Raw genomic sequence first — 12,100 nt, 5'->3', positions numbered from 1 at the left:
ATGTTTTAACCGTCTTAAAAAACTAGACAAAGCGTGAATAAAAAAAGAGAAGGTCTTTCATCAGTTTACTAAACTGTTGGGAGACCTTTTCTCCATATTAGCGGTCATATGAGCATAAATGTCCATCGTCGTATTTATGTCCGAATGACCAAATTGTTGCTGGATTTCTTTAATGCCTACTCCTGCCTCAATTAGTAAGGAGGTATGGGTATGCCTAAAAGAGTGGGGGGTGACATTCTTTTTATCCCAGCTTTTTTGAGCAGCCGTTTAAGTCTAGTCTCAATAACCTTTCTTAATTGCGGATGACCATCCTCCCGCTCAAAAATAAATGATGAGTCTTGATAAATCAATCTATTTTTAAGCTTAATTTCATTTTGATAAATTTTATTTTTTTTAGTAGATTGACATCGTTTCATCAATTCGAACGATATCAACAGATCCTGTTGTTTTAGGTGTTAGCAATTGGTATTTTTCAATTTGATTGTTAGGGGTGTATAGGGTCTTTGTGACCTGGCTTATCATTGAAATCTGTCCATTTTAAAGCAAGAAGTTCACCAATTCTTAGGTCGGTCTAGGCAAGTACGGTAAAGACCAAATGGTCCATTTCTAGCCCGTCAGATTGAGCGAGCTTTAGAAAATGTGTCAGCACCTCTTTTTCCAATGCTTTGTTGCTTCTTGGGTAATTGAAAATCCCCAGTTGGGTTCATTTTAATAATCCCTTGAGTTTTAGCTTTTCGGAAAATCATACGGCCGCAGGCATGAATACCTCCCAAACAATTGTGACTGTATTGCTCGTTCAGTTCTAACGTGCGGTCTTCATACATTTTTTTGTGTTTTGCTAATCGGGTATTGACCCAATACTGCGATAAAATGCATCATTTTCTTTTCACTGGCCCGTACACTGCTTATTTTTACCCCACTTCGGTTGTAAATCTTAAGCCAACCTTTTGCAAATGTTTTGAAGGGCATATCTGACTCCTTAATAAAAGTCCCGTTGTCGTTTTGGAGTTCTACGTGACGGGCTGCTACTGGGGCTTCTTTCTTTGTTTTAAATCTTCCTTTGGATATTTCTAGACGTTTTTTGGTTAAAGGGTCAATGCCTAGTAGATATGATAACTCCACGTCTTACCGCATTGCTTGAGTTTTGCCATTTATTTGTCCCTAACTAATTTTTTTTCATCAAATTGGTCTTTAAGTGAGTTTAATAATTTTTGTTTCTCTCGACTGGTCAATAATTGCCCTTCATATTTCAAAAGATTGGATAAATTTGAGATGGAATCAATCCTGATGGATTCTAAAAGCTTTGTAAATTTCTAATTTTATCCTGGCCTACTGTGCAACAGACCTTCTTAATCGAGCCTAATTTTCCATCTATTTGATTGGGGAACAAATGGCTTTTTAACAAGAAAGAAGTCCAAGAATACATTGATTGGTGGTCAATTGAGGTTAAAAGGAAAAAGAGGGCCTGATATATCTTTCACTTTCGCCTAACTAGCAAAATTTAATAAAACGATAAGCGATGTGAGGTGAAAATTATGCTAAGTGATAATAATTTTGTTTCCGAAACACTGGAGAATGTACAGTATCTATTGCCAGGTGCAAAAGTAATCAAATTGAGGGGATACAGCAGGGCCCACAAAGTATACACCATTGCAAAATCCCCGGTAGAAAAGTGGAAGGTCGCCGCAGGTTTATCCGGATCAGAGATAGCAATTCTGATTAGAAAAGGTCATTGGATTGGTGCAAGCATTCCAGCTGGCGGAATTGTCATCGATATTGATGATTCAAAACAGGGAGAGCTAGTGAAAGGTTTACTAGATGCGCAAAACTTTCATTGTCATTGTATTAGGACCCTAATGGGTGGCAGTTTATTTTTAAGGATAACCAACATGGGGAAAAGAAAATTAAACAAATAACCAAATTTTTTACTCAAATAGGTATCATAGTCGATGCTGGGATCGCTGGGGCAGGCTATATTGTTTTCCCAACAAGTAACACTGAGGACGATATATAGTAACTAAGAGTCCTAATGAGTTAGATGAAATACCTAATTATCTGAGGCCTGTACGGAATTCTGTTAATGTAAAGGACAACAACACTGGTGAAAAATATGTATTCCCTGTACCAATCGACAGAGTTGGTAGCAGAAATGATACTTTAAATTTGCTACACATTTGAAAGCCTGGAAGGTGGAACCATACGAAATTAGCAAGGCCATGGAATTGATTTATAAATACCTTCTGCTGGATAAAAAAGATTTCTCTTTGGAGGAATTTTATAAACTCACCATATATGCTATCAAATGGAAACTGGAACAAGCTCAGTTTCCATTGTATTTAGAATCCACAAAAAAATCGCATCAAAATGTTATTCCCCAGCCGTTTAAGATAAAAGGAAATGTCTTATATAAAACGGTAATCAAGAATAGCGGGGACTTTGAAGAATAGCTCATCATGGCGTGTAGGAGTGATTCACCCTTTTAAGAAACTGTCTAATATCGAAAGAAACAGTGTTCATTATGAACTAGCCTCAAACGATAACGGACGCGAAAAAAAGGATATAGTTCCTGCTAGTGTTATATCACCAAGCGGGAGTTGCTTTTCATTGGCGGATAATGGGCTAGTTGAGAAGGAAGGGCAAAAAATGAAGCTGACAGAGAGACAACGACGCTTTTGTGATTTCTTTACAGAAACTAGAAATACAACAGAGGCTACGCGTCTAGCCGGAAACAAAGGGAAAAATCTCAACAGAGTAGCTTCTCAAAACTTGTCAAAACTAGACATTCAAACTATATAGAGCAAAGAAATAATCAACTAGAAGCGGAGCGCATAGCAAACATTATTGAGGTAAAAATGTTTTGGACAATTATTATACGCGATGGAATAGTTCGGTTAAAGAGCGACTAAAGGCGTCTGAGTATATTACTAAAACAAATGCGGCCTTCAAGGAATAGATTGAACATACTGGTGAAATTAAAACAGGGAATGAGGAAGAAGCTAAATTCGAATGAGAGTGATCTAAGGCTTCTAGAATTGTATATGGAGGTGTGGTAACGTGAGCAAGCTTATATAGAAGGATTAAGTGATCAAGTTTAGTGTAATACTAGGAATGATAAGGTGTTCATTAACGCACATTACAACTAAAAATACCGTAAATGCCCTCAAGAGGATGATATATCCAAAGCAAAAACCTTCATTCTTTCATGAATTTAAAGTATTATATAAGCTACTGAAAAAGTTTTGTATAAAAGGTATAATGATAAAGAACATTCGTTCTTGTATGGGGTACTTTCTCTGAGAATGAAAATAATGTCTTAGGGTGATATAATGACAAATTTTATTTTAAATGAAAATAAACAGTTATCATTGGCAATTGAAGATGAGAACATAGAAAATTTTTATATAGATGGTACAGATTTAGTCCGAAAGATAATCCGTAGATCAGGTTCAGGAGTTACATCACGGGTTCCGGTCCTTAGCACCCAAGATTTAGAAAACAAGAACCTTCATGAATTATACGATGAATCTTGGCTCCGTATGAAAAACAGACCCAATACTGAGCTCACTACTGAGAGTATAAATATTGCGGATTTATTTAGTGGATGTGGAGGTCTATCCTTAGGGGTTTGGGAGGCATGCCGTGCCCTGGGGATAAATCCAAGATTTTCGTTTGCTTGTGATCTTAACGAAGCTGCCTTATCTGTGTACGAAAAAAACTTTTCTCCCGATTTTAGCTTGAATGAATCCATCGAAAAACATATTAATGGCGAGTTAGGTGCTCCATTAACTGTTGAAGAGCAAAGAATAAAAGATAAGGTGAAAAAAATAGATTTCATTCTAGCAGGTCCTCCTTGCCAAGGGCATTCTGATCTTAATAACCATACTAGACGAAAAGACCCTAGAAACGCTTTACTAATGAGAGTAAGTAGAGTTATAGAGTTGTTCCAACCTTCTTCAGTATTAGTGGAGAATGTACCAGGAATTATTCATGATAAATCTGGTTCTTTTAAAGAATTTAAGAATCATTTAAAGACACAAGGTTATTACTTCGATGAAATCGTACTAAATGCTGAAAAACTAGGTGTTTCACAAGCACGTCGTAGATATTTTATTTTTGCTTCAAAAACTCCTGTATCTTCCTTAAATCAAATAAATGAATTTTATTCAACCAATAGTAGGCCAATTAGTTGGGCAATATCAGATTTAGTAGAAAATGTAGGTGATGATATATTCAACACTGCTTCCGAGCATTCATTGGAAAACAAAAGGAGAATTGAATATCTTTTTGAAAATAACTTGTTTGAATTACCTAATTCAGAAAGACCGGATTGTCATCGGCTAAAACCACATTCATACAAATCTGTGTATGGCAGAATGTATTGGGATAGACCTGCTCCCACTATAACCAGAGGGTTTGGATCAACAGGTCAAGGGAGATTTGTTCATTCTTTGTTAAAGAGAACGATAACTCCCCATGAAGCAGCTAGGATTCAGTTCTTCCCGGACTTTTTTAACTTTGGTGACCTTCGGAGGAGACAGTATCAAGACGTTATCGGTAATGCTGTGCCTTCCAAACTATCCTATTTATTAGCATTACATCAATTAAGATAAAAAGATTTGAGGTTGATATCTTTGAAAGTTGTTAGTTTATTCTCCGGCATAGGCGGAATAGAGCTTGGCCTTCATCAGTCAGGACATACAACAGAAATATTTTGTGAGGTTGATCCTTTGGCAAAAGCTGTTTTATCAAAAAACTTCCCTGGCGTTAAGATAGAAGATGATATTAATGAAATTAGAGAGTTACCAAGCTGTGATTTAGTTGCGGCAGGGTTTCCATGCCAAGATTTAAGTCAAGCTGGAGGTAAAGAAGGGATTGACGGATCACGCTCCGGTTTAGTTAAGAAACTATTTGAACTTATAGAAAAGAAAGAACATGCAAATCGCCCTCCATGGATACTAATTGAAAATGTCCCATATATGTTAAGGTTAAACCGTGGTAAAGCTATGTCATATTTAACATCTGTCCTTTCTGAATTAGGTTATACTTGGGCATATCGAACTGTTGATGCTCGTTGTTTTGGTTTACCGCAACGAAGACATAGAGTTATTTTGTTAGCCTCTTTATTTGAAGATCCAAAAGATGTGATTTTTTCACAGGATCATTCAGAACCAGATTTAGATGGAAAGCCTTCTGTTGTGGATCATTCCAACTATTATGGTTTTTATTGGACGGAAGGGTTAAGAGGTGTCGGCTGGGCACGTGAAGCAGTTCCACCTATAAAATGCGGATCGTCTGTAGGTATAGCCTCTCCACCTGCAGTTTGGTCTCCTTACGAGGATATAGTAGGGACCATTAATATAAGGGATGCTGAGCGCCTACAAGGATTCCCGGAAGATTGGACAAATATCACTACTGAAACAGGTAAGGATATAAAAGAAGGTGCCAGATGGAGATTGGTGGGAAATGCTGTTTCGGTAAGGGTTTCTAAATGGATTGGTGAAAACTTAAGTCAGCCAAAAGGGTCGATATCAGATTTTGAAGGTGAATTAGTGACCAAGACTTGGCCAAGTGCAGCATGGGGGTACGGAGATAAAAAGTATAAAGTTCCCGTATCAAAATGGGTTGCAAACACAGAACAAATAGCTATTTCAGAGTTTTTAAATCATCCATTAAAACCTTTATCTGCTAGGGCATTAAACGGTTTTTTAGGTAGAGCAGCCAGGTGTACAAATGTAAATTATTCGGATGAATTTATTAACTCGTTAGAACGTTGTAAGGATAGGCAACTTCAAAAGGTTTAACTTTTCACATTAAAGAGAGCATACTAAAAAGTATCGGAGCTGGATAAAACCAGCTCCGTTTTTTATCTTTAATTTTTTTTGCATTATTCCATCTTTTATTCGACCAGTTCCATAAACTCCTTTTCAATTCTTTGGGGGTTTCGGGTCTCGGCAAGACTTTCATCTACCCTGAAGTAGAATTTGATTTTTGGTTCTGTTCCTGAAAGTCGCAGGCACATCCAGGGATCCGACTTCAAGAAAACATTTAAGAACATTTGACTGTGGAAGGCCCCATGAGTTCCTCAGGGCCTTCCACAGTCTCTCGATTCCGGTCAAGTAATCCTCAACAGTGGTAACCTTGACGGAACCAAAGCTGGCCAAATTCAGAACGGAAGGCAGCGAGGGTCTGCTGAATCAGTTCTGCCCCTTCTTTTCCCTTTAGTGTTAATGAGCGCAGGCCTTCCTGAAAGTAGCCATATTCTTCAATACTAAGGAGAGCTTCGTATAGTGAAATCCTTTTTTCTTATAGTAAGCACATACCTCAACTGCAAGGACATCCGTCTGAACAGCATCCTTGTCTCGGACAAAGTCGCCAATCAGATAGCCATAGCTCTCTTCGTACCCAAAGAGGAAATTATGTTCTCCTGTCTTGTAGTAGCCATTAATCTTTCTGGCAATGAACTTAAATCCCGTTAATACACCGATTGTTTCGACTCTGAAAGAGGTTGCAACTTCCCTCCCAAGCTCCGAGGTAACAATCGTTTTAAGAACGATCCCATTAGATGGAAGTGTTCCTTTCTTTTTTATTTGGGTTAAGATATAGTGGAGCAGAAGTGGCTCGGTTTGATTTCCGGTTAAAACCGTATACTCACCATTTTCATTTTTAACAGCAATTCCAAGCCTGTCTGCATCGGGATCTGTTGCAATTAAATATCGGCGTCAATTTGCTGCCTTCCCTGATGGCCAGCTCAAACGCGGCATGTTCTTCAGCATTTGGACTGGTGATAGTGGAAAACAGAGGGCAGGCTGCTCCTGTTCTTTTCCCACCGCTACATGCTTGTAGTTCATTGCCGCCAAGGCCATTGCAGTAGATTTGCTGTACCATGAAGCGGCGTAAATACAACCTTGATGTCTGTTTCATCTTAAATATTTGAGTTTTCTGAAATAGTTCAAGGTATGCCTTGTCCACCTCTGCGCTATATTTTGATCAGGCCCTTTGCTAGGAGGAAGCTGGCCGCCATCTGGCCCATAAACTTTATATCCATTGTATTCAGGCGGGTTATGGCTCGCAGTCACAACAATACCGGCAAAACCATGAAGGTGACGTACTGCAAACTTAACACGGTTGTAGGCCTTAATGACTCGAAAACGTATGCGCTGGATGCCAGTGTCCTGGCGGCTTCCATTATAAAAGCCGCCAACCCAGCAGAAACTTTCCTTAACGTATAGATGTCATCCGGTTTGTTCCAGCTCCAATTTCCCCGCGCATGCCTCCTGTTCCATATCCCAAATTCCTTATAAAAAGCATCTTCCAGGTCTTTCTCATTCCTTCCTGATTTACCCAACCCCGATTTTAGCTCGGTGCAAGTTGACTAAACTGTAGCCATTTTTCTGTTTTGTTTTTCCAGCCTATGATTGACCTACAATAAAATAACATTATTGTTCATTATAATATAGTCTAGAGGTTTTCGAACGACGACTTTCTGACATAAATCGAGTGCTCTTGTCTGATTATGTCTAGTTATAGTTGGTTTTTTTTATTTTGTCTCTAAATTTGATGAGATCATGGTGGCGAGGAATTTCTTTTTCGACAGCCCCAATCAGTACCAATTCGATATTTGAATTGGTCTCTCAAACAATTCCATCCTCTTTATTTATTATGATACAATTATATTAATTAGAAAATACATACATATTAGCTTGTGTGATTTTATGGGGGTAAAATCAATGACTTTTATAAAAAGATTAGAGGACGCTTATGAAACTCTATTAGGGAATTACCCTGCCGGAGTATCTAGTACCAGTACTAGTAAGTATAACGAAATACGAAAGATTGTTTCAGAAGCCTTCTTGATCGGTGAAAATGAAGTGTATGTAACGGGAACATCAAGAAGGATTAGCAATTTGGACACTCGGTTTGCTCAAGGAAATCAACGGAATAAACATACCCGGATGGCAGTTGCTTTTATTTCTATACCTTCTGTGGACGATTCGGAATTAGATGAACTAATTATAAGAACGAGAAATAGTGCAATTACAACCTCATCTAAATTCTGTAACGGGGAAGAAAGGGGCACGATTTTTGACGGAATATTACTTTTTTTAGTATTTGAGGGTGAAACCAAAGTGTATCCGCTAGCATTCTTAGTTTTCGAGAACGATTTTGAATTAAAGGAAAAGGCTGAGGAATTGATTCCAGGAATTGAACTCAAAGAATACCCGCGAGCTAATCAATCCCCAGCCCAGGAAAATAACAAAAGCGCTAAAAATGAAGATGAGGAAAGTGCAAAGAGCTATGTAGTCTTCCTTGATATTGAGGAAGATGGTTCTATTGTGGAATTTGTAGAAGATAAAGACAAAACCTATAGAATTGGTGATATGATTTGGACGGCTTCACATACTAATGGTTCATCAGCTATCACACGCAGACTGGAAGTAATTGAAGTCGTTGAAAATCTTGTGGTGTGTAAGATAAAACATAAATATAATGAACCTGTTGATAAGAATTCACTGCTTAAGTTTGTAAATATTGAACAAGATTTGATTTCATTTCTAGACTTACATCCAAATGTCCAAAATGGAAGTGAGGGATTTGTATCTGGGGACATTGTTGATGAGAACGCTACTACATCATCGGATGACTTACCGGAAGACTTTGAAAATAACTAAGCGATAAACTTTAAATAGGGGAAATGAACTGATGGAAATATCCAAACAAACTTCAGATTTATTATTGAGCCTAGAAAAGAAAAAAGGCACTTTACCAAAATTCAGCGTTTTACGCAGTATTCCTAGGAATAGGATTATTTATGGTGCACCAGGAACAGGGAAGAGTAATTATCTAGAAAGGGAAGTGGGAAAGATCTTTGGTGATAATCCATATGTATTCACCCGAGTTACTTTTTTCCCTGGTTATACATATGGACAATTTATAGGTGCTTATAAACCGGTTCCTATATATAAAAAATTAAGCGGTGAGGAAGAGATATTTAGTTCAAACTTTAGGGATAAGATGGAAAACTTTGAGCCAATGATTGATTATCAATTTGTTCCTGGCCCATTTATCGATGTATTAATTAAAGCTCTGAAAAATAGATACACTAATTTTATATTAATTATCGAAGAAATTAATCGTGCCAATGCAGCAAGTGTTTTTGGTGATATTTTTCAATTATTAGACAGAAATAAAAACGGTGAAAGTGATTATCCTGTTACATTCGGGCCGGACATTATGAATTATTTAGCGAGAAACGGAATTAAAGATGAAATGATTAAGCTACCATCCAATTTCTTTATTTGGGCAACTATGAATAATGCGGATCAGGGTGTTTTACCGCTCGATACCGCTTTTAAGAGAAGGTGGTCATTTGAATATTTAGAGTTGGAAAAGTATAGAAAGGCAGTGGACTCTTGGAAGCTGAGCCTCAGATATAAAGGTCATAATAAAGTAATTATGTGGAATGATTTCCGAGACATTATTAATAAGCGTCTTAAAGGAAAAGTACCAGAGGATAAGCTGCTTGGACCTTTTTTCCTGAAAGAAAGTGAACTGTGGAATCAGAATGTATTTAAAAATAAACTGCTTTATTATTTGAAGGAAGATGTTTTCAAGCATAATCCAACGATTGATTTTTTAAATGCTAGTACTTTCTCTGAGCTAATTGAAAAATATGATGGCTCGGATAACATTTTTACTTTTGACATAGATGATTCGTCTTTTGTGAGTGATTAACTATGGATAAGTCAAGTAAGTTCTTCTTTGAAGATCAAAAATACAATAAAGAAAGGATTGTACGTGTACTCGGTGGTAATTTAGCTTTACTCAAAAGTAAAGGTATATTATATGAAGATTCTAGTGGGGATTTAATATTTAACTATGTAGGTGTTATATCTAATGGGCGCAATGTAATATTCATTTTGCCTAAATACTGTAACAGGCACTTAGATGAACATTCAAAGCGGACTTTGTTTAATAAGTTGCTGAAGATTTTTAAAAAATATTCAGGTTTAAATAAAAGCCGGGAATCTGATTATTTCGTATCGGAGCTAGATAGTGATGAAGTCTCCGACTTTATGATAGCAGATTATTTGCTTAATGATTTCTCATTGAATGGGTATTATCAAAAAAAATTTACTGAATATGAAATTGATGGAGAAGGAATTATAGATTGGAGTAAGACAGTTAATGAAATTACCCCAGTATTCTCAAAGGGAGTTCCATATTATTTCAGTACTTATAATGAAGTGGTACAAAAAGACGAGTATCACTTGATAGTTAAAATTCATAAATGGGCTTTAAGTAAATATTTTAATGATTTCGGAGTCATTTTAGGTTTTACGGGACTAGAATTTGATAAATCCTGTGATGGTATGAAAATTTTGGACTACGCTGATTTTTTTGGCTCAGTAATAAATAAAGAAATCGTGAACACATATGTTGATCGTGACGTTAAATTGTTAAAGGCATTGAAAACCGCAATTGATAGGGAAGAGAATCAGTTTTCTAAACGACCCACTCTTTCTCTGTATGGAACAAAATACTTTCACAGAGTATGGGAGGAAGTATGTAAGACCGTATTTTCCCATGTTAATGAATACGTAAAAAAGATATCAAGGCCAAATTGGATTAACTTTACGGATATAGAGGTTAATAAAGAGAAAAAAACACTAGAACCCGATATTATTAAGGCTTTCGAATACCGTTCAAAAGAATACTTTTTAATATTAGATGCTAAATATTATAATATAAATTTTGACGGAAAAAAGCTGGAGGGGAATCCTGGGGTTGAAGATATAACTAAGCAGCTGTTATATGATAAGGCACTTGAAAAACTGTCCAGAGGTAAAACAAAACATAATGCTTTTCTGTTTCCTTCCTCTAATTCAACCAATACCTTTAAAGTATTTGGTTCTGTTGATTTTGATTTTCTTGATATAGCCGCTGTAACTCTTGTTTATATTTCTGCTGAACAAGTTTATAACTTATATCTTGAAAATAAAACATTTTCCACTGATGACTTATTTAAATTTGTAAGTGAAATTAATAAGTCAAAAAAACGACATAGCGTTATAACTTCAACATTGTATGGTAATATGTTTTTGTTTACAAAAAGATTAAGTGATAAAAATTAGTTCTAGAAGGTTAAAAGCCGATAACATAATACTTGTCCTCGGTTTTGTCCTCCTATAGTTTTAAAAATATTTATCAGCATTAAATGTTAAGTCTAAAAAACAGTATTTTGAGCTGGTTTTTTTAATACTATTTTCAACTGTTATTAGTCGGAATGAATGGGTTGCATGATGTAAAACCGACAAAAAACTCTTGATAAACAGGGGTTTGTCGGCAACGGACTTTTATTTTTGATGCCCTTTTGGCCATTTGCAAATTTTCAAGGCTTCTCATGAGTTCACCGAACTTGTGAGAAGCTTCTTTTTTGATGTATAAATAAACATGTGTAGTGTGTACAAGCTTACATGGCATTTCATTTATGGACCGCTTCTCTCTCTATTGCAGACAGGATACCCTATTGGTATACTCTCATACGACACAAAAAAGACCCAGTTATCTAAATAAGTAGTGCCACCCACTCTTAGACTGTTTCCCCTAGAAAAGCACTGTCAAAGAGGAATCCTGTTAAATCTTGTGCTTCTTTGCTTTTTTAGCTAAAAGACGATGTTTTCCTTGCAATAAGGAACTCGTCTTTTATGTTAAATATAAAGAGCGACAGAATAATGACATCTGATCCCCAAAAATTCACTGTCGATGGAGTTAGATTCTTCCAACAGTACCTTAATAAAATCCGTCCCGACGCTATGGAGATAGACAACCTAATTATCAACTCTGATATTATCAAGGAGGACTTAATAGTGCATGTCTCAAAAATGATAGATCGTTTGGCTTTATATGATTTACACAGAAAAAGAAGCATAGATAAACATTTTTCTGCTGCTTTTACAGTCGATATCAATGATAGAGAGGAATTTTACAGTGCAAATATAGCTGATGTTTCAATTGATTTGAATGAATCTAGTGGTGTTTAATTGAATCTCATATTCTTCAGAAGAACCATTCAATACTTCTTGAACAATATTTAAAGTAT

Annotated in this window: 11 protein-coding genes and 1 pseudogene; 9 read left to right on the top strand and 3 right to left on the bottom strand. The window is 36.4% G+C overall.

The genetic code is table 11. The features are described from left to right. Nucleotides 1-60 precede the first annotated feature (60 nt). A complete protein-coding gene (locus BGM23_RS22230; RefSeq protein WP_223257635.1) occupies nt 61-192 on the bottom strand; it encodes an integrase in 132 nt (43 codons plus the stop codon). 624 nt (nt 193-816) lie between these two features. After that, the gene (locus tag BGM23_RS22225) at nt 817-1,122 is read right to left on the bottom strand and encodes an Arm DNA-binding domain-containing protein (RefSeq protein WP_009966699.1); all 306 of its coding nucleotides are present in this window, start codon (nt 1,120-1,122) and stop codon (nt 817-819) included. 413 nt (nt 1,123-1,535) lie between these two features. Between BGM23_RS22225 and BGM23_RS18770 the strand changes: the two genes are divergently transcribed. The 5 genes from BGM23_RS18770 to BGM23_RS18750 all read left to right on the top strand — a co-directional run bounded on the left by BGM23_RS18770 (nt 1,536) and on the right by BGM23_RS18750 (nt 5,801). Beyond that, nucleotides 1,536-1,916: a hypothetical protein gene (locus BGM23_RS18770; protein WP_003243716.1), complete on the top strand. Its 381-nt coding sequence runs from the start codon at nt 1,536-1,538 to the stop codon at nt 1,914-1,916. 258 nt (nt 1,917-2,174) lie between these two features. Continuing rightward, a complete protein-coding gene (locus tag BGM23_RS18765; RefSeq protein WP_010886427.1) occupies nt 2,175-2,447 on the top strand; it encodes a hypothetical protein in 273 nt (90 codons plus the stop codon). Between the two features lie 196 nt (nt 2,448-2,643). Continuing rightward, complete coding sequence (locus BGM23_RS18760; RefSeq protein ID WP_223257636.1) at nt 2,644-2,796, top strand: terminase small subunit; 153 nt, start codon at nt 2,644-2,646, stop codon at nt 2,794-2,796. A 530-nt stretch (nt 2,797-3,326) separates the two neighbouring features. Continuing rightward, nucleotides 3,327-4,610, top strand: coding sequence for a type-2 restriction-modification system methylase BsuMA (locus BGM23_RS18755; RefSeq protein WP_003234063.1), 1,284 nt, complete (start codon nt 3,327-3,329; stop codon nt 4,608-4,610). 21 nt (nt 4,611-4,631) lie between these two features. Next, complete coding sequence (locus BGM23_RS18750) at nt 4,632-5,801, top strand: type-2 restriction-modification system methylase BsuMB (protein WP_003242904.1); 1,170 nt, start codon at nt 4,632-4,634, stop codon at nt 5,799-5,801. A 95-nt stretch (nt 5,802-5,896) separates the two neighbouring features. Here the strand turns inward: BGM23_RS18750 and BGM23_RS21955 are convergent. Beyond that, a pseudogene (locus tag BGM23_RS21955) lies at nt 5,897-7,437 on the bottom strand (phospho-sugar mutase). Nucleotides 7,438-7,727: 290 nt separating this feature from the next. Between BGM23_RS21955 and ydiR the strand changes: the two are divergent. The 4 genes from ydiR to BGM23_RS18715 all read left to right on the top strand — a co-directional run bounded on the left by ydiR (nt 7,728) and on the right by BGM23_RS18715 (nt 12,041). Next, nucleotides 7,728-8,669 (top strand): type-2 restriction-modification system endonuclease BsuRA, encoded by a 942-nt coding sequence (gene ydiR, locus BGM23_RS18730; protein WP_003244216.1) that lies wholly within the window; start codon nt 7,728-7,730, stop codon nt 8,667-8,669. A 31-nt stretch (nt 8,670-8,700) separates the two neighbouring features. Beyond that, nucleotides 8,701-9,732 (top strand): type-2 restriction-modification system deoxyribonuclease BsuRB, encoded by a 1,032-nt coding sequence (bsuRB, locus tag BGM23_RS18725; RefSeq protein WP_003234052.1) that lies wholly within the window; start codon nt 8,701-8,703, stop codon nt 9,730-9,732. A 2-nt stretch (nt 9,733-9,734) separates the two neighbouring features. Further along, nucleotides 9,735-11,132, top strand: coding sequence for a type-2 restriction-modification system enconuclease BsuRC (locus tag BGM23_RS18720; RefSeq protein ID WP_003234050.1), 1,398 nt, complete (start codon nt 9,735-9,737; stop codon nt 11,130-11,132). A gap of 573 nt (nt 11,133-11,705) precedes the next feature. Next, nucleotides 11,706-12,041, top strand: coding sequence for a hypothetical protein (locus BGM23_RS18715; RefSeq protein ID WP_010886428.1), 336 nt, complete (start codon nt 11,706-11,708; stop codon nt 12,039-12,041). Nucleotides 12,042-12,100: the final 59 nt, after the last annotated feature.

It is taken from the genome of Bacillus sp. FJAT-14266 (genome assembly GCF_001719225.1).
Classification (GTDB): Bacteria; Bacillota; Bacilli; order Bacillales; family Bacillaceae; genus Bacillus; species Bacillus subtilis.
Note: the sequence above shows the minus strand (reverse complement) of the source record. Positions and strands in the feature narration are given on the sequence as shown.